This window comes from Flammeovirga pacifica (assembly GCF_000807855.2).
GTDB lineage: Bacteria > Bacteroidota > Bacteroidia > Cytophagales > Flammeovirgaceae > Flammeovirga > Flammeovirga pacifica.
On the sequence record NZ_JRYR02000002.1, the window covers coordinates 859,198 to 878,553 of the forward strand.

At 34.9% G+C, this 19,356-nt stretch carries 14 protein-coding genes; 9 read left to right on the forward strand and 5 right to left on the reverse strand.

What is annotated here, in order from left to right; translation table 11 throughout:
• The first annotated feature begins 538 nt into the window (after positions 1 to 538).
• The 8 genes from NH26_RS22435 to NH26_RS22475 all read left to right on the forward strand — a co-directional run bounded on the left by NH26_RS22435 (position 539) and on the right by NH26_RS22475 (position 11,939).
• Complete coding sequence (locus tag NH26_RS22435) at positions 539 to 5,437, forward strand: 2-oxoacid:acceptor oxidoreductase family protein (RefSeq protein WP_044220619.1); 4,899 nt, start codon at positions 539 to 541, stop codon at positions 5,435 to 5,437.
• A 13-nt stretch (positions 5,438 to 5,450) separates the two neighbouring features.
• Positions 5,451 to 6,797, forward strand: a complete 1,347-nt coding sequence (gene rsxC / locus NH26_RS22440; protein WP_044220616.1) for an electron transport complex subunit RsxC — start codon at positions 5,451 to 5,453, stop codon at positions 6,795 to 6,797.
• Positions 6,790 to 7,806, forward strand: coding sequence for an RnfABCDGE type electron transport complex subunit D (locus NH26_RS22445; protein ID WP_044220612.1), 1,017 nt, complete (start codon positions 6,790 to 6,792; stop codon positions 7,804 to 7,806). Before rsxC ends, NH26_RS22445 begins: the two co-directional genes overlap by 8 nt.
• Positions 7,803 to 8,462, forward strand: coding sequence for an RnfABCDGE type electron transport complex subunit G (locus NH26_RS22450; RefSeq protein WP_044220609.1), 660 nt, complete (start codon positions 7,803 to 7,805; stop codon positions 8,460 to 8,462). The genes NH26_RS22445 and NH26_RS22450 overlap by 4 nt, the downstream gene beginning before the upstream one ends.
• A 139-nt stretch (positions 8,463 to 8,601) precedes the next feature.
• Complete coding sequence (gene rsxE / locus NH26_RS22455; RefSeq protein WP_044220606.1) at positions 8,602 to 9,240, forward strand: electron transport complex subunit RsxE; 639 nt, start codon at positions 8,602 to 8,604, stop codon at positions 9,238 to 9,240.
• Positions 9,237 to 9,815: an electron transport complex protein RnfA gene (locus NH26_RS22460; RefSeq protein WP_044220601.1), complete on the forward strand. Its 579-nt coding sequence runs from the start codon at positions 9,237 to 9,239 to the stop codon at positions 9,813 to 9,815. The genes rsxE and NH26_RS22460 overlap by 4 nt, the downstream gene beginning before the upstream one ends.
• Before the next feature lie 312 nt (positions 9,816 to 10,127).
• Positions 10,128 to 10,985: a ferredoxin reductase domain-containing protein gene (locus NH26_RS22470; RefSeq protein ID WP_044220598.1), complete on the forward strand. Its 858-nt coding sequence runs from the start codon at positions 10,128 to 10,130 to the stop codon at positions 10,983 to 10,985.
• Positions 10,986 to 11,078: 93 nt separating this feature from the next.
• A complete protein-coding gene (locus NH26_RS22475; protein ID WP_044220595.1) occupies positions 11,079 to 11,939 on the forward strand; it encodes a (Fe-S)-binding protein in 861 nt (286 codons plus the stop codon).
• A 55-nt stretch (positions 11,940 to 11,994) separates the two neighbouring features.
• On the opposite strand, the gene NH26_RS22480 is transcribed toward NH26_RS22475, so the two are convergent.
• The 3 genes from NH26_RS22480 to NH26_RS22490 form a co-directional block, all read right to left on the reverse strand.
• On the reverse strand, positions 11,995 to 12,900 hold the full coding sequence (locus tag NH26_RS22480; protein ID WP_052431874.1) for a cation transporter: 906 nt from the start codon (positions 12,898 to 12,900) through the stop codon (positions 11,995 to 11,997).
• Positions 12,901 to 13,123: 223 nt separating this feature from the next.
• Positions 13,124 to 13,813 (reverse strand): DUF2490 domain-containing protein, encoded by a 690-nt coding sequence (locus NH26_RS22485; RefSeq protein WP_044220589.1) that lies wholly within the window; start codon positions 13,811 to 13,813, stop codon positions 13,124 to 13,126.
• Between the two features lie 237 nt (positions 13,814 to 14,050).
• Complete coding sequence (locus NH26_RS22490; protein WP_044220586.1) at positions 14,051 to 14,374, reverse strand: hypothetical protein; 324 nt, start codon at positions 14,372 to 14,374, stop codon at positions 14,051 to 14,053.
• 357 nt (positions 14,375 to 14,731) lie between these two features.
• On the opposite strand from NH26_RS22490, the gene NH26_RS22495 reads away from it, so the two are divergent.
• Positions 14,732 to 15,325 carry a Crp/Fnr family transcriptional regulator gene (locus NH26_RS22495; protein ID WP_044220583.1) on the forward strand — a complete coding sequence of 198 codons (594 nt, stop codon included), beginning with the start codon at positions 14,732 to 14,734 and terminating at the stop codon, positions 15,323 to 15,325.
• Positions 15,326 to 15,534: 209 nt separating this feature from the next.
• Here NH26_RS22495 and NH26_RS22500 read toward each other — a convergent pair whose 3' ends face one another.
• Both NH26_RS22500 and NH26_RS22505 read right to left on the reverse strand, forming a co-directional pair.
• Positions 15,535 to 17,268 carry an OmpL47-type beta-barrel domain-containing protein gene (locus NH26_RS22500; protein ID WP_139263243.1) on the reverse strand — a complete coding sequence of 578 codons (1,734 nt, stop codon included), beginning with the start codon at positions 17,266 to 17,268 and terminating at the stop codon, positions 15,535 to 15,537.
• An 11-nt stretch (positions 17,269 to 17,279) separates the two neighbouring features.
• Complete coding sequence (locus NH26_RS22505; protein WP_199880284.1) at positions 17,280 to 19,208, reverse strand: SpoIIE family protein phosphatase; 1,929 nt, start codon at positions 19,206 to 19,208, stop codon at positions 17,280 to 17,282.
• Positions 19,209 to 19,356: the final 148 nt, after the last annotated feature.

Below are 19,356 nucleotides of genomic sequence, written 5' to 3' on the forward strand. Positions count from 1 at the left end.
TACAATTTGAAATCTCATTAATAAAAACTTCTAGACATGAACAAAAAGTGTCATTTAAACGTCTTATTAGGCTATTTATGCTATTACCTAATGTCAATTCACAAATAAAAATTACGAGTTTAAACTTGATTTTTTACAATAGAAAATAACTATTATTGACTTTCGTCACCTATTTAATTGATAGGTGTCATGTGAAATAATTTTCAATCTCAATACTTTAGGAGTGTAAACAATACAGTTATACAATAACGACACACATAACACTACTCACTTATATATTGATAATGAGTTGGTTAATTATCATAGTTTAATTACTAACTTTTATTTCAACCTAATAAAACGAAACCTTGTAGTTATAATAAAATGATTCTTACGATAAATTTATCGTAGAAATGAAAATGAAGAAAGCAACTTATATAACTATTACTACAAGTTTAAATATATAAAAAATACAAAAATACGATGCTATACTTTATTGAAGCATAACATCTTTTTTTGATCTTTTGAATACACATTTACAGAAAGCGAATAGATAAAAATGAGCAACAACACAACTAACGCGAAGTACCCTGGAACTCGTGTAGCTATGGATGGAAACACTGCAGCTATTATGTGCGAAAGGGAATCGTCAGATGCAGCAGGCGCTTATCCTATTACTCCATCTACTCAAATGGGTGAATATTGGGCAGAAGAAGCCGCTAGAGGGCATTTAAACATTTCAGACAAACCTTTAATTTTTATTGAGCCAGAAGGTGAACATGCAGCAGCAGCTGTAACCGCTGGTTTATCTATGACAGGCCAAAGAGCCGCCAATTTTTCATCAGGTCAAGGTATTGCCTACATGCATGAATCTTTATATGCAGCTGTTGGTAAGCGACTTACGTATGTCTTAAACATTGGCGCAAGGGCAATGACGAAGTCTACCCTTAATGTACATGCAGGACATGATGACTACCATGCCATAGATGACACTGGTTTCTTCCAGTTATTTGCCAAGAAAGCACAACACGTTGCCGACTTGAATATCATTTCCCATAAAATTGCCGAGTTGGCTTTAACACCTGGGGTGATTGCACAAGATGGGTTCTTAACAACCCACTTAATCGAATCTCTTAACATTCCGGAAAGAGAATTAATCAAAGAGTATTTAGGTCGTCCAGACGACATTATCCCTACGCCTACTCCAGCACAAAAAATTATTTATGGAGAAACTCGTAGACGTATTCCTGAAATTTGGGATGTGGATAATCCATTAATGGCGGGTATTGTACAGAACCAAGATGCGTATATGCAATCTGTGGCTTCTCAAAGACCTTTCTTCTTTGATCATATTAAAGAAATTACGGATCAGGCATTTAAAGATTTCTACGAATTAACAGGGCGTGAATACAAACGTGTCATGACCTATAAAGTAGAAGATGCAGATTACCTTATCCTAGGGCAAGGTAGTGTGGTTTCTAGTGCCGAAGCAGTAGTTGATTACATCAGAGAAACTAGAGGTATAAAAGTAGGTGTAGTCGATTTAGTAATGTTCCGCCCTTTCCCTGCCGATTTACTTGCACAAGTATTAAAAGGCAAAAAAGGAGTTACTATTCTAGAACGTTTGGATCAGCCATTGGCAGAAGATGCTCCAATTATGAGAGAAGTTCGTTCTGTTTTATCAAAATGTTTAGAAAACGGAACGCACAGTAAAAATCTTCCATATCCAGAATTAAGCAGTTATAAACCTAAAGAAATGCCTGCTTTGTATTCTGGTTCATTTGGCATGGGATCAAGAGACCTTCAACCTGAAGGTATTATTGGTGCTATCGAAAATATGATGGACGATGGTGCACAGAAAAAGCTATTCTATTTATCCATTGATTTTGTAAGAGAAAAAGCTTTTAACCCTAAGCAAAGACAATATCAAGAAACTATACAGGAGTCGTATCCTAACATCAAGAATCTTTCGGTTCGTGGTTCTGAAAATCCTAACTTAATGCCTAAACAGGCTGTGACTGTCCGTTTCCACTCTATCGGTGGTTGGGGAGCTATCACTACAGGTAAAAACTTGGCCATGACATTGTTCGATCTTTTGGGATACGATATCAAAGCCAATCCAAAATACGGTTCTGAGAAAAAAGGTCAGCCTACAACTTATTATTTAGCAGCCGCTCCTGAACCAATTCGTATCAACTGCGAATACTATTTTGTGGATGTTGTACTTTCTCCAGACCCTAATGTATTTAAACACACAAATGCAATTGCAGGTCTGAAAGAAGGTGGATGTTTTATTATTCAAAGTGATAAGGCCACTCAAGAAGAAGTTTGGGCAGATATTCCTCGTCAATATCAAAAAATAATTATTGATAAGAACATTCATGTTTTCTATATCGATGGTTTCAAAATTGCGAGAGAAGAAGCTACAGATCCTGAATTACAATTGAGAATGCAAGGAATCGCCTTCCAAGGTGCCTTTTTCTCGTCTTCTCCACTAATGGAAAAAACAGGTTTGGATGCTGATAAATTATTAGACGCAATCCAAGATCAATTACAATCTAAATTTGGAGGCAAAGGTCAACGAGTAGTTGATGACAACATGAGAGTGGTTAAACGTGGCTTCGATGAGGTACATGAAATCACTTGTAAGGTCATTACAGAACAACAACTTGTTGAACAGATCCATAAAGATATCCCAACCCCAACTCTACTTAAAAAGTCTCCAGTAAGTGAATCAAAATTATCTGATGTTCACCGCTTCTGGGAGCAAACTGGTCATTTCTATCAAAGAGGAATGGGCAACGACAACATCACCGATCCGTTTATTGGTTTGAGTGTGATGCCTGCTGCTTCCTCTTTGTTTAGAGATATGACAGGTATTCGTTTTGAACATCCAGAATGGATTCCTAACAATTGTACTGCTTGTGGTAACTGTTATACTGTTTGTCCTGACACGGCCTTACCTGGCTTGGTTTCCGACTTAAACGATGTAATGGAAACAGTAGTAAAACGAGTTAAAAAGAAAAAAGGTAAAGTAGAACATCTACCTAAAGTGATCCGTCAGATGACCGGTAAAATCCGTGAGCGTTTTGACAGTGTGAAAGGTGATGTAACAGTGAACGATCAAATACACGCCATCTTAGATGAGGTAATTTTTGATGCTAGTACTCCAACAGCACAAGTTCAAGAACTGGAATGGTTCAAGCAAGAACTAGGTGATTTCCAATTTGCTTTAACTCGTCCTTATTATCAATTGAATGAGAAAAAAGAAAAAGGAAGTGGAGGTTTATTTAGTATTACATTAAATCCTCAAACCTGTAAAGGTTGTATGGAATGTATCAAGGTCTGTGAAGATGATGCTTTACATGCAGTCATACAAACAGATGGTTCTGTAGCCAAACTTCGTGATGAATGGAACCTATGGGAAGATCTACCAACCACTCCTGCTAAATACAACAGAATTGATGATTTAGAAGAGAAAATTGGTCCATTAGAGACCCTCCTATTAAATAAAAATGCCTACTCTGTGATGGCCTCAGGCGATGGAGCTTGTCTTGGTTGCTCAGAAAAATCAGTAGTGCATTTATTCACTGCAACGGTAGAATCTTTGATGATGCCTAGAGTGAAAAAACATGTAGCTTATATAGGTGAACTGATTGGTAAATTAGAGAAGCATATCCAATTGAAGTTGATGGAAACAGTCAACTTAAATGATGCCGATCTTATGGCTGATATCGTGACTGAAATGTCGGATTCAGACTTAACCATGTCAAGTATTACAAGTAGAATTGAATCTGCCAAAGGTACTGCTCCTATTGACCAAGAATGGTTTAGAGGTGTCACTCAACTGATGGCACAGCTGAAACAATTAAAATGGAAATATGAGCAAGGCACAACGGGTCGAGGTCGTTCTAGTATGGGTATGACAAATGCCACAGGATGTACTTCGGTATGGGGATCTACCTATCCTTACAATCCGTATCCTTTCCCATGGGCCAACCACTTGTTCCAGGATTCAACATCATTAGCAATGGGTATCTTCGAAGGTCACATGGCTAAAATGGCTGATGGTTTCAAAGCGGTTAGAAAAGCTGAATTGGAATTAGCCGGTACGTATGATGCAGACAAACATAAAGATTTCTTTACTTACTTTAATTGGGAACAATTTAGTGATGAAGAGTGGCATTTATGTCCTCCAGTTGTAGCCCTTGGTGGTGATGGTTCGATGTACGACATCGGTTTCCAAAACTTATCAAGAATGATGGCCTCAGGTAAACCTATTAAGGTAGTGGTTGTAGATACACAAGTGTACTCTAACACTGGTGGTCAAGCTTGTACCTCTGGTTTTATTGGTCAAGTATCTGATATGGCACAATATGGTAAGGTATGGAAAGGTAAAGCAGAACCTCGTAAAGAGATTGGTTTAATTGCAATGGCACATAGAAATACTTATGTGTTACAATCCACTTTAGCCAATACTTCTCAGATGTTAGAAGGCTTTATTGATGGATTAATGACGAAACGTCCTGCCCTATTCAATGTTTATACAACTTGTCAGCCAGAACATGGTGTGGCAGATGATTTAGGTGCACATCAAGCGAAGTTAGCCATTGAGTCTCGTACTTATCCAATCTTTAAATACAATCCTGATTTGGGTACCAAAGCATCTGATAATTTCGATTTATCTGGTAACCCAGATATGGATCTTATCTGGCCTAAATATACCCTGAAATATAAAGACAATGGCAAAGACAAAACAATGGAAGTAGATATGACTTTCGCTGATTTTGCCATTACTGAAGCTAGATTCAGAAAGCACTTTAGAATGGCTCCAAGAGATACTTGGAATGAAAACATGGTGCCTTTAGCTGAATTTATTGAAATGCCTAAAGAAGATCGAGAAGGTTTATTCCCGTTTGTTTGGGCAGTCGATAAAAAAGAGCAATTGACAAGAGTAATGATTGCTGAACCAATTGTTGATTCTGCGATTGAGCGTAAAGAATTCTGGATCATGCTAAAAGACTTAGCGGGTAAACAAGAAATCCCTGAAGTAGATGAGTCTCATATTCGTCAGGAAATCGTTGGAAAACTTGCTCAAGGTTTAATGAAATTAGCGACCGGAGAAGCAGGTGATATTGCAGACGTTGTATTACCTCAGGATGATGCATCAGCAACACCTGTTGAAAATGGTGCAGCTGATAACGGGAACTATATGGCTCCTTGGATAGAGTCTGAAGAATGTAGTGGTTGTGATGAATGTATCAAAATCAATAATAAGATGTTTGAATACAATACTCAGAAACAAGCCATCATTAAGAATGCTCAAGCAGGACCATATGCCGATCTAGTCAAAGCAGGAGAGAAATGTTCTCAAGGTGTGATTCACCCAGGTTTCCCTAAGGATATGTCCGAAAAGGAAATCGAAAAATGGATCAAAAGAGGGGAAAGATTGAACTAGAAAGGAAGGACCCATGAAGTTATTTAATTTTTATAAAAATACGTTCAAACATGGGATTCACCCACCGGAGTTTAAAGACGATACCAAAGATCTGCCGATTAAACAGTTCTCTTTCTCTCCGGTGTTTATCCTACCTATGGAACAACACATTGGTGGTCCATCTGAATTATTAGTGAATGAAGGACAAGAAGTAGACCGTGGCCAAATGATCGCCAAGGCTAGCGGTTTTATGTCTGTCCCTGTTCACGCACCGGTTTCCGGGGTAATTCGTAAAATCACCAAAGTACCTACCGTCAGTGGTAAGATGGTCACTGGTGTTTATTTGGAAGCTTTCCCTTACTCTGGACAAGAGGTAAGGGAAGGTATTCCTATCCATCCGCAAGACGCTACTAAAGAGCAAATATTAAATGCTATACAGCAAGCGGGTATTGTAGGTTTGGGGGGAGCAGCTTTTCCTACCCATGTAAAACTTAAAGTTCCTGAGGATAAACAATGTGATATCCTCCTCCTTAATGGAGTAGAATGTGAGCCTTATTTAACTACCGACCATAGAGTAATGCTCGAACAATCTGATGATGTGTTTATGGGTATCCGTTACTTATTAAAAGCTACGGGTGCTAAAAAATGTATTATTGGGATTGAAGCAAATAAACAAAATGCAGCAGATCATTTGGAAAAAAATATTCCGGAAGATCTTCCTGTAGAAGTAAGAGTTGTACCTGTAAAGTATCCTCAAGGAGCAGAAAAAATGTTGATTACTAGTGTTCTTGACATTGAAGTACCTTCTGGTGGTTTGCCTATTGATGTTGGAGTTGTAGTTGTAAATATTGCAACTTCGGCAGAAATAGGAAGGTTATTACCTCATGGTTTAGGTATTCAAGAAAGAGTGGTCACGATTACCGGACCAGGAGTAAAGAAAAAAGGAAATTATTTAATTCCTATAGGTACTCCTATCCGTTATGTGCTCGAAGAAGTTGGGGTTTCTGATCAAATTTCTGAAGTCTACCTTGGTGGACCGATGATGGGTGTAGCTATATCCAATCTGGACATTCCTGTAGTTAAAGGAACATCCGGAATTGTGGTCTACACTAATAAAGATGTACCCGATGTAAAACGAGAATTCCCTTGTATCAAATGCGGAAGTTGTGTCGATGCCTGCCCTATCAGTTTAAACCCATCAAAAATGGGTTTACTATCAAGAGTAAAGGCATATGATGAGATGGTATCAGATTGTAATTTAATGGATTGTTTTGAATGTGGCAGCTGTTCTTATGTGTGCCCATCTAATATTCCACTAGTACAACGTTTCCGTATTGCAAAATCAATTGTTAGAAAACGAAAAGCGAAAGCACATGCGTAATCAAACATTAAATATTAGCACATCTCCACACCTTAAAAAAGGGGTAACTACAGATGTGATTATGAAAAATGTGGTCTATGCATTAATCCCTGCCACCGCATTTTCTATCTATGTTTTTGGTCTCAGTGCTTTATTCACCATTGGCATGTCGGTTACTTCTTGTGTACTGACAGAGCATTTCTTATGTAAATGGTCGGATAAAGACTCTACAATAAACGATTATTCTGCTGTAATCACTGGTGTATTATTGGGGTTAACCCTACCTCCTATTTTTCCATTATGGATGACTTTTATGGGAGGAGTAATTGCCATTGGTTTAGGTAAATATCTATTTGGTGGATTAGGCTTCAATGTCTTTAACCCTGCCCTTGTTGGACGAGCTGTTTTACAAGCAGCTTTCCCTGTTGCAATTACCACATGGTACCCAGCATTAATGCAAGATAGATTTACTTCGGTAGCCTCATCAATATATACACTTCCGTTCATGCAACCATTGTTTGATGGTGCTTCGGGAGCCACACCTTTATCTGCTTTTAAGTTTGATCACATATCAGCTGAAACAACAGATTTAATGTTTGGTTTTGTAAGTGGATCAACCGGAGAAACATGTGCAATTGCCATTGTTTTGGGTGGTTTATATTTGATTTACAGAGGAATGATGAACTGGAAAATTCCAGCTTCAATTCTCACCTCTGCTTTCCTATTCTCGGGAATGTTGTATCTATATAATCCTGAATTATACCCTACTCCTTGGTTTATCCTATTCTCTGGAGGTTTATTGTTAGGTGCCTTTTTTATGGCAACAGATATGGTCGGTTCTCCGATCACGAATTTAGGTGTCATTATCTACGGATGTTTTATTGGTATTCTGGTAGTGATTATCAGAATATGGGGTGGACTTCCTGAAGGAGTAATGTATGCTATCCTATTAGGCAATGCTTTAGCTCCTCAATTGGATAGAGTGATTCAACCTCGTGTTTATGGAACTTCAAAACTTTCGAAATCATGAATCTACCGAATCAATCCATACCAGAAGAAAACGGGGCAGATAGCAAAAAAATGCTGATTGCCATGGTAGGTATAGGTGCTTTTTGTGCACTTCTTATTGTCCTCATTTTTGAGGGAACAAAAGAGAGAAGAGCATTTCTTAAAGCAGAAGCCTTAGAAAAAGCCATCTTCCAAGTAATACCGAACGCTAAAAGTATGAAACCAATGCAATTTATTGATGGTCAATTGACCGAGGTCGATAAAGAAGCAAAAGGTGAAACACTATATGCAGGTTATAATGAGAGTAATCAACTTGTCGGCTATGCTATTGAAGCTAGCGGGCAAGGTTATGCTGATATCATTAAGGTGCTCTATGGTTATGATCCACAGAAACAAGCCATTGTTGGTTTCCAAGTACTGGAAAGTAAGGAAACACCTGGCTTGGGTGATAAAATAGAGAAACAAGAATCCTTTTTAGCGAATTTCATCAGTTTAGACGTCACTTTAAATGCCGATAAAAAAGGGCTAGCCAATGAGGTTGTGACTGTCAAACAAGGTGAAAAGAGCAATCCTTGGGAAATCGATGGAATTACAGGAGCGACAATATCCAGCCGAGCAATTGGAGATATTATTAACTCTAGTATCCAAGAGATTGGACCAAAAATAAGTAATAAATAATAAGTAAAAACTAAGGGTAGGCAGAAAATATATTGAATGATTACCTATTACTTATCATCTATTCCTTGTTCCAAGACTGTTGTTTTATTAGGCTGATACATCAAGTAATTGTATGTATCAGTTGATTAAAAATAAATAAATGAACGTCGCTGTAAAAGAAAATAAAAAGAAGAGAGAGCAGAAAAGTACCGATGAGTTCATTAAAGGGCTTTGGAAGGAAAATCCTGTTTTTGTCCAAGTATTAGGGATGTGTCCAGTTTTAGCTGTGACTAACACCTCTATGAATGCTTTGGCCATGGGATTAGCTACTTCTTTTGTTTTGCTGATGTCAAATATTTTAATTTCACTATTAAGAAATTTCATCCCAAAACAAGTACGTATTTCCTCTTACATATTGATAATTGCAACTTTTGTAACGGTAATTGATTATGTGATACAAGCAATCAGTGTAGAGTTACATAAAAGTTTAGGTGCATTCATTTCACTCATTGTAGTGAACTGTTTGATATTGAGTCGTGCAGAAGCCTTTGCTTCAAAAAACACTTTAAAGCACTCTGTTATGGATGCTTTAGGTATGGGTATAGGTTTTACATTTGCATTACTTTGTTTAGGTGTCGTGAGAGAAGTTCTTGGGAGCGGGACAGTCTTCCAATTTCAAATCTTACCCGAAAACTTCCAATCTTGGATCATTATGATCCTTCCTGCTGGAGGATTTTTCACCCTCGCTTTTTGGTTACTGTTCTTTAACTATTTAAAAGAAAGAAAAGCGAAATCATGAACACAGCCTCACTATGGAGCATTTTTATAAATGCCTGCCTCATCAACAACTTTGTACTGGCCTACTTCTTAGGTATATGTCCCTTTTTAGGGGTCTCTGGGAAAGTAGCAACAGCCTCAAAAATGGGCGCTGCAGTAACCTTTGTTATGGTGATCAGTTCATTATGCGCATTCGGTATCAATAGTATACTTACTGCTATTAATGCTCCTTATTTACAACTAATTAGTTACATCGTAGTGATTGCCTCTACGGTACAATTAGTAGAAATGTTTGTCAAAAAAATGAGTCCTGCATTGTTTAATGCGCTAGGAATATTCCTCCCTCTTATCACAACCAACTGTGCTATTTTGGGTTTAGTTTTATTCCAAACGGCTAAAGGATATAACATTTTAGAAGGATTTGTCTATGCTTTGGGTGCAGGAGCTGGTTTTACCATTGCCCTACTCCTTATGGCCGGATTAAGAGAACAACTCGAACTTGCTGATACTCCCAAAATAGTAAAGGGAACAGCAATTACTCTTCTGATCGCAGGCATATTAAGCTTAGGTTTTATGGGATTTTCAGGATTGGGGTAAAGGTTATGAGTTAGAAATTCGAAGCTCAAAATAACTAAAGTGAGTTTTGGTTTCTGAAATGATTTGCTCTATCAACCTTATTTTTAAAATCAATAAATCATGAATTACATTCTTCCCATAATCATAGTCGTTTGCATCGTTCTCCTTTGGATGATAGTTCAAATGGGTTGGTCGAAGGTCTTTAAAGATCAACATCAATACGATGATGCTTTGGCGGGCAGATCAAAATGTACAGGCTGTAAATGTAAAGTAGTCTGTAAAAAAGATAAACAAGTTATCATTTGATAAAAAATTAATACAACACATTACGTTATGACACAATTAAGCGATTACCCTACAGAAAAACGTTATCAAGCGTTGGTTCTGAAAACGGACCGTCTTACTCCTGAAGATACAGATGAAGTAAGAGAAATTTTGTTAGAAGTCGATGATCCCAACTTCCAAATTGAAGTAAATCAAAGTTTTGGTGTTTTAGTAAGAGCCAATGGTGATTTTGGCAACACGTATCATCATAGATTATATAGTGTGGCTGATGTACCAAAAGCTGTTGGGGGTAAACTGCAAATTAAAATGTTAGTCAAAAGATGTGGCTATGTTGATGATTTCAGTGGAGAGCTCTTCAAAGGGATTGTATCAAATTATATTTGCGACCTGAAACCTCTTGATGAGATTCAAATTACAGGACCTTTCAACTTAGCATTTAATGTTCCTGAAGATGAAGAATCGAATATGATTTTAGTAGGTATGGGAACGGGAATCGCTCCATTTAGAGCCTTTATCAAACATATTTATAATGATATTGGCGATTGGAAAGGTAAAGTTCGCCTATTCTATGGTGCTAAAAGTGGTTTAGATATGCTGTACATGAATGATAAAAACAGCGATCTCACCCAATATTATGATCAAACTTCTTTTGAGGCTTTACAAGCTGTAAGTCCAAGACCAAAATGGCAAGACCCGATCAATTTAGATCAAGTACTTGAAGGTCGTGCTTACGAAATCAAACAACTTTTAGCCATGAATAATACTCACGTTTATATAGCAGGCTATAAAGATGTAATGAAAAAATTAGATATCGCTTTTGCCAATATTTTAGGTTCAAAACAAAAATGGGAAACTAGAAAAAAAGAGCTTATTGCTGGCGGTAAGTGGGCAGAAGTAATTTATTAATTCGTTAGGAACTAGGATAAAGTTGTTCTTCGAAAGATAGATTTTCTATAACTGAACTTCTAATTCCTAGTTTCTAACTCCTAATTAAACTTTATGAGTATAATAACAGCATTAGCAGCATTAGGTGGCCTCACCTTACTATTGGCCATAATGCTGATTGTAGCGAATAAGAAATTATATGTTTTTGAAGATCCTAGAATAGATGTCGTAGATGATTTGCTTCCCAAAGCCAATTGTGGTGCTTGTGGAATGCCTGGCTGTAGAACTTTTGCTGAAGCAGTTGTGAAAGGTGAAGTTTTACCTGGTAAATGTACCGTTAATTCTGAAGAAGGGAAAAACGCCATTGCAGATTATTTAGGAGTAGCTTTAGGAGATGAGGATAAAATTGTAGCTCGTTTGGCCTGTCAGGGTGGTAGTAATGTTGCCGTGGATAGAGCTGAATACCAAGGTTTGTCTTCTTGTTCTGCAGCTTCACTAATTTCAGGTGGTCAAAAAGGGTGTTTTTGGGGTTGCTTAGGTTTAGGAGACTGTTCGGTAAGCTGTGATTTTGATGCCATTCAAATGAACAAACACGGTATACCTGAAGTAGATGTTGAAAAATGTACTGCTTGTGGTGATTGTGTGGAAAGTTGTCCTAAAGGTTTATTCTCTTTGGAACCTATTGAAAACCGACTTTGGGTAGCCTGTAAAAATCTTCAAAAAGGTGATGAAATTTTAGAAGAATGCCAAGTGGGTTGTACCGCTTGTGGCAAATGCGTGATGGATGCAGAAGGTGGCATCAATATGATAGATAATTTACCAAGGATAAATTATAAAGAAAAACTTACACAAAAACCGATACAAAGATGCCCTACCGGTGCGATTGTTTGGTTAGATGATGACAAAGGAATCATCAAAGGAAAAGAAAGCAAGAAAATAATCCGGAAGGAAAAACAAAAAGTTGCTTTCTCATAGCTTTTTAACGTAAGTGTGTGAGCCGCCAGGATTTTGTCTTGGTGGCTCTTCTTTTTTATATAACAAACTCCAAAGAAAGAGAATCCAACTGACCCGACAATGTTGTACTTATTTCTTTTTTCAGTTGTTTGACTTTATGAATGGACACTTTTTCTGTTTCATCATCTAAGTAAACAAGTACTAAATAGTTACTTCCTGTTTTAGAAACAAAGACACTTACCTCACTAAATTCTTCTTCTACTATCTTTAGTACTGCATCTTCAATGTCGTTCCTCAGGTTTTTATCTTGTAATACTCCACCACCTAGTTCTACAAAAGCATCTTTTATAATATTCAATGGACTTTTGATCATCATTACACACATCAAAAGCACTATAATTGCATCTCCTGTATACCTTAAAAAGCCGAAGAAGGAGCCTTCATTGATGAAAGAAAAAGCAACTAAGGCTGCCCCTGAAAACAGGGATAAATAGCCGTCTAATTTTAATGAAGCTACCTCAACTCTTAAAATATCACTCTGATTATTCATTTTGATATTTTGTTTCTTAGCAAAAAATGCCATTCCAAAACAAAGAATAACCATTCCAATAATATAATATACAATAGGTCCAGTTTTGATTATGGATATTTCCTCCCCTGTTATATAATCTAAGATTTTTATGGTATTCTGAAAAGTGGCTCCTAAAATAATCCCCAAAATCAAAAAGCCTTTAAATAGCACAAAAAAGGCTTCATAAGAATATTTACCAAAAGGGAAAGTAGCTGTTCTTTGATGCTTAGATCGTGAAATAAATTCTGCCGCTATGGTTACTAATACAGCTATAAAAGAGAAATTACCATCCAATAACATTGCTTCTGAAGCGGTAACATCATAGGTATACCATCCTGCAAAAGCCATTAACAAATTAACAACTGCAATTATTCTTAACGTACTTGTTTCTATTTTTTGGATGCTATTCATAATTCTTCTTCTTCATTTTCTATAGAAGGGATTTATTAGTTTAGTAACCCTAAATTAGATATTAAAAATGATATTTGTAATACAACATTGATAAAAACAGACAGCAATAATGTTTCTCTTCAAAAAAAATATTTTTAATAAAGATACCTAGCTGATATGAAACAAAAAAAGGTTGCCTGTATACATTACAAGACAACCTTAATTTTGTATTTTCTAAATCGAATTAGTTCTCAAAAAAAGCTAATTTATGCGTTAAGAAAAACTGTAATCTATGTTCATTAGGATGACCATTTTTTGATAAGTACATGTATCCTGCTTGCAGGTTCATTGTTTTTGAAAATTGATAACCTAACATTGCATACGCACGGTTTTGATTCAATTGAGTGTTAGGATCAATATCTACCAAAACTTCATTACCAAATGTACCAAAAACAACTCCTTGATGCATAGTCTTATCAGAAATAGGCACTCCAACTTGTGCTCTATATCTACCTCTTTGTGCTAAACCACTTTCCAAAGATCTTAATTCATATCTGTATCTATGTTGCAAAGAAAAACGCCCAATTTTTTGGGAAGTAATGCCTTGAAATGTGGTTCTGTATTCCGATGATGAAACGCCATCAGGATTCACAGGTTCATAAGGATTATTGTGGTGATATTCTTGAGATACCGCCAATTGAAAATTGTCTGTCACATTATAACAAAAGAAAGGACGAACAAAGAAACTTTGAACATCAGTGACTACATCATAAGTTCTTGCTTGTGTCTCAAAGAAAATTTCAAACTTAGGAGAAAATTTGAAGAATCCATTATACACATACCAACTACCCACTTCTGGCAATTCTTGTGCTTTAGTTGTTAGTGTACAAAACAATGTTGATAGAGTTAATACTAGGGTTTTCTTAAAATTCATTTATTTCTTGGTTTTATATTTAATAAATCAAAAATAAATGATTTATTATGAACTAAAAAATCATAATTCAACATTGGGTAAACGTTAACAAAAGTTCAATATACTTTATAATACGAATTTAGTTTTGGGAAAATGAGGATACGAGTCTCTGTTCTGCTTTTTAGTTTTTGACAAAGGTATCTTAATACTGTATAATATGCTTAATGTTGATTTAAGTAAGGCTTATTAGGGAAGTTTCTACTTCTTTACCCGATTAATCATCAAAGATAATTTAGCATAGTTACTTTCTGTAAAGTCATCTATGGTTACGACCAACTTTGTTTCCTTATCCAATCGTGTTACATAATGATGTTTCTTCCGCCAATTCTGTATATTTCTGTCAAAATTTGTGTTATACATTTTCCTCAAATTGTACATAAAATCGCGAAAGTCTTTTTCCTCTATTAGTCGTGTTGAATGACCATCATAAGAAGGTACAAAACCGATAGAGGTAATCTTATCATTATCATCTGTATATATAAAAATGACGCCGTCTAGATTTCCCACACGGGTGAAAATCATGTCCTAACTGCTTGTGAAATTATCTCCTAAATGGTAATTGGTGATGGATTGAGAATAGATAACATCCGAAATTAGAAGAAAGAAAAATAAATAGAGAGTTTTCATTGGAGGTAAAATTTAAGTAAGTTGTTTATAACATAAATTTCAGAATTGATCACTCAAACCCAAAAGTATATATTACTATAAAGTTAATAAATCTCTTTCTAAATTGCTTTTAAATTGCCTGAAAGTAACCAGTATTATGCAAAGGAAAACAGTGACTAAATAATTCTCAATAGGAATGCTATTCCTTCTACTATCCGTAATATTTTGAATAGCTTTAATGATAAATTAAATCCAATTAAGCATTAACTATCCATGACAAATTCTAACTATAAATCATTTTGTTTACACCAATATTTAAATGAGAATGTTGACCACAAGCCTTTTTTTAAAACAATAACGGTGGAAAAAGGGGAAATGATTTATCAACCCTCTACCACCACTTTACATATTTATTATGTAATAGAGGGAGGCGTTAGTCTTGGAGAATATACCCACGATGGCAATTGTGTTACTTACGATATTTTAGGTAAAAACAATATTTTTGGCAACCTGAAGTATTTAGAAAGTGGTAACTTTTATGAATTCTCCAAAGCACTCACGACAAGTACTTTACTTAAAATTGAACATCAATTTTTTAGGGATATTATTATACAAGACCACCGATTGTCTGATTGGTTTAAATACTATTTGGTGAAAAGGTGGTGTATTGCCGAAAAGAAATTGGCGTTGGTCAATCAGAAATCTATCCTTACTAAAATTGAACAAATTTGTAAGATCTATTTTCAGAAAGTATCCATTGATCAGATCCAATCTGATTACCTTCCCAACATATTGACCATGCAAGAATTGGGAGATCTTATTGGGGTGAGTAGACAATCCGTTTCTCGTCCAGTAAGCACCTTTTGAGTTTCAACGTGCCTTTATAACTGATGCACTCTTGAGATCTCATTTTCTTCCCACCCATGGCGATTCAGCTTTCTTGTAAGCTGAATGATAGGTTTGATTGCAGGGCAAACAAAAAGCAAATCACATAATGATTTGCCTTTTGATTCAATACAGCCTAATGCTCTTAAATATTTTAAATTTCCTGGTTGATATCAATAAACTATACTTAATTATTCTTGTGTTTCCTCTTTCTTTTTTACTGTCTTAAAAGCAAAATTATATTCTTTTTCATTATCCAATTTATCAAGACATCTAATTTTAATATTGTACTTTTTATTTCTTTTAAAACCGTCAATTACGCCAATATAGGGCTGTTCTTGTTTACCATTAATACTGTAATACATTCTTTTATATCCTGTATGTTTATCAGTAGCTGCTAAAAAAACAGAAACATAATGAGGATATAATGACAATTTACTTTGATTATCTTTTCCGATATCATCAATAGAAAAATGATGATACACATCTGGACCTTCTAAATCAACCATAAAAGTTACAGAATTAGTATTTCGATTATTAACATTGTCATACCCATGATAATCTACCGTATGTAACCCTTCTTTATCTAGTGTGATTCCATTATCATATTCCTTTTCTTTACTTGATCCATTGATATTATATGCAATATATTGTAGTCCAGATTCATTGTCTTTTGCATTTAAAACCAATCTCGTTTTATCGCTTATAAATACCGTATCTTCTTTTTCAAAAGTTGGACCTTCGAAAAGATGTGATAAGTTAGGCCCAACTAAATCGACATAAAATTTACTTACTTTATGTAAGAATGCATCTTTTTCTGCATCGGTTTGATTTTGTAAATGATCTATTGAAAAAAAGCGAACAACATGTTCTCCCGCTTTAGAAGGAAGATAAAATGGATCATTGTATGATTTAAAATCTTCATCATCTACTGAGTACAATACATCTCTGACGCCTACTTTATTATCTACTGCTGTAATTTTTAATTTGGTTCTTCCTGAAAAGAATAATTTACCATTTACTAAAAACCTATCTCCAATAATATCTGCTGCCGTAATTGGTGCACTTTTATCAAGATAGAATTCAAATTTCTCAACAGTTTCAATATTGCCTACATTATCTTCAGCAAAAAAGGTGAGGACATGATCTCCATCTTCAAGATGTGCGAAATCTAACGGTTCTTGTACATTCACATCTTTAAATTCTTCATCATTAAACTTATATTTCAACGCTTTTACACCTGATAAAGAATCTATTGTTTCTAAAAATAGCTTAGTATTTGATGATATAGTATTCCCTACAGAAACGCCATTGATCACATAATTACTATTCGGAGTAGATAAATCTACAATATATTTCGCTTCCTTGACGGTCTCTATATTTCCTACTTTATCAGTAGCATAGTATTTATAATTATACGATCCTTCTTGATCAAAATCTATTCGACCTTGATAAGGTTGGTAGCTTATCTCATTAATAGAATAAAATATACTATCTAAGCCCGACATACCATCCTCAGAATTTAAGGATGTAAACAATCCTTGTCCATAAAAAATTACTCTTTCATGATTCATATATCTATTCGCTCCTGAAAAGTTGAGGGTAGTTTTTGGAGCCTCTCCATCTGCATAAATATAAAAACGTTGTTCTATTTTATCGACTTCATCAAAGTGTTTGAAAGAATGTAACCCATGTCCATCAAGAAATACGGGCTCCTTCCTCATTTCCCCATTTGTTTTCATAGACATTTGATGCAGGTCTGTACCCTTTTTATCAGTAGCTACAAAAAGGTACAAAGGTAAATCCGCTTGTTGATAGAAACGATTTAAAGAATCTACATGAGATTTTTTTTCATGATTTAGAACTTCTTGAGCCATCAAATGATATATCAAAAAGTAAAATAATACTGTAAATGTTAATTTCATGATAGTAATAATTAGGCCGGTAATATTTTTATTCCCATAACAAGAATATCATCTACTTGATCTTCTTCTCCCATCCATTCTGATAAAGTTTTCTTCAATATTTCATATTGTTCTTTACCTGATTTTTGATGATTTTCGAGTAAAATTTTCTTCAGTCTTTTGATCATAAATTTCCCTCCTTTTTCTCCTCCAAACTGATCATTAAAACCATCAGAAAAGATATATAACCAAGTAGGAGTACTTATCTCTATTTTATGGTTCGTATATTCTATATATTGATTATGTAACTGATCGCCAATTGATTTCTTATCTCCTTTAATCTGATACAACTCATTATCAGCAATGTATATCAAAGGGTTTTTAGCACCAGCAAATTCGAATGTATTATTTTGATGATCGATACTAATGAAAGCTAAGTCCATACCGTCATGTATATTAGTTGCTTCTTGATGAAGAGATTCCACAATTCCTGTATGCAATTTCTCTAATACTTGATTAGGTTGCGTAATGTGTTCTTCTAAAACTACTTGATCCATTAATTTCACCCCAATCATAGACATAATTGCTCCTGGCACACCATGTCCTGTACAATCTGCTGCAGTAATAATTGTCTTATTTGATGATTGTCCATTATCTGATGTAGTTTTTATTTCTTTAAACCAATAAAAATCGCCTGAAACAAGATCTCTTGGTTCAAATAAGATAAAGGAATCATTTACATAATTATTTAACTCTGAGACTTCTTCTAACACTGCTTTTTGAATATATGCAGCATAGGCAATACTTTGTGTGATATTTTCGTTCTGAGTCTCCAAAAGATTCTTTTGGTGAAGAATCTTCTTTTGTTGTATTGCCAATTTTTTATTGGCTCTTTGTTTTATAAAGTAACTTCTATAAATCAAAATAGCGATAACAATAAGAAAAATGATGAACACAAAAAGAGCATTAAGTTTTGTTCTTGTTTCTTTTTGTTCCGACTCGTGTAAATAATCTTGTTCTTTTAATTCAAGTCGTTGTATTTCTTTTTCTTGCTGTAACGTTAAAATTTGAAGCTCTTTTTTTGTTGCTACTTTAGTGAGATGCAAATTGGTTGAATCGCTTTCAGCTAATTGATTTTCAGTCTTTAAAAGTTCTTGTTGAGTTTTAACTAACTGTAATTCTTTGTTTTCTTTTTCTAATTGTAATAGTTTTTTTTCAAGCTCAGACTCTCTGATACTTTGTTCAATTTTTACTTCTTTCTGTTTAAGTATTAATTCATGAAATGTACGATAAAGTTCAAAATACTTTTGAGCGTTTTTGGAATCTCCTGCTTTATCATAAGTTTCTGAAAGCATACCATAAATTGTGCGTATTCTTTCTGGTTCATTCATTTCATGAGCTACCCTTTCAGCAGATTTTAACTCAACAATTGCTTCATTATATCTTTTTAATTTATTGAGTGTTAGAGCCACATTGGTAAGGGAAGATAACAAAGGGTCTTTTTGTTTTACATCTTTTTTTCTTTGATCTAAAGTGATATTAAAATATTCTAAGGCTAATTCGTAATCACTATAATCAAAACAGATCATTCCGATATTGTTATTTAACTTACCAATACCATTATGATTACCTATTTTATTATTTAATCTTATTGATTGATGAAAATAAGCTCGTGCCTCAGAAAAATAAAAATGTTCCCAATATATTGTAGCTATCTCATTAATACCTCTTGTAGCTTCTTCATATCGTTTTCGTTTTTCAAATTCTTGACTCTTACTTTCTAATAGAACAATTCTATCAGCATAAGATTTACTAATAGAAATCTTAGGAATATTTTCTCCTAAACTGTCTACTTGACTTTTCAAAGGCCTCTTCTCAAGATTTAGAACGGTTTGAATCATCTCGTCAGATAAAGATGTCTGTGCTGAAGAAAGATGATAAAAAGTGTGTAGTAAAATCAAGAGGACTAATATATTTTTCCCCCTCATTATCTATTTTTAATGATTTGAATAATTCTTTTTAAACGATATGCTTATAATATTTTTGGGGCTCATTCAAAATGAAGTAAATAGACTAAGATCAACATCACAAAAAGTCTTTAACTAAAGC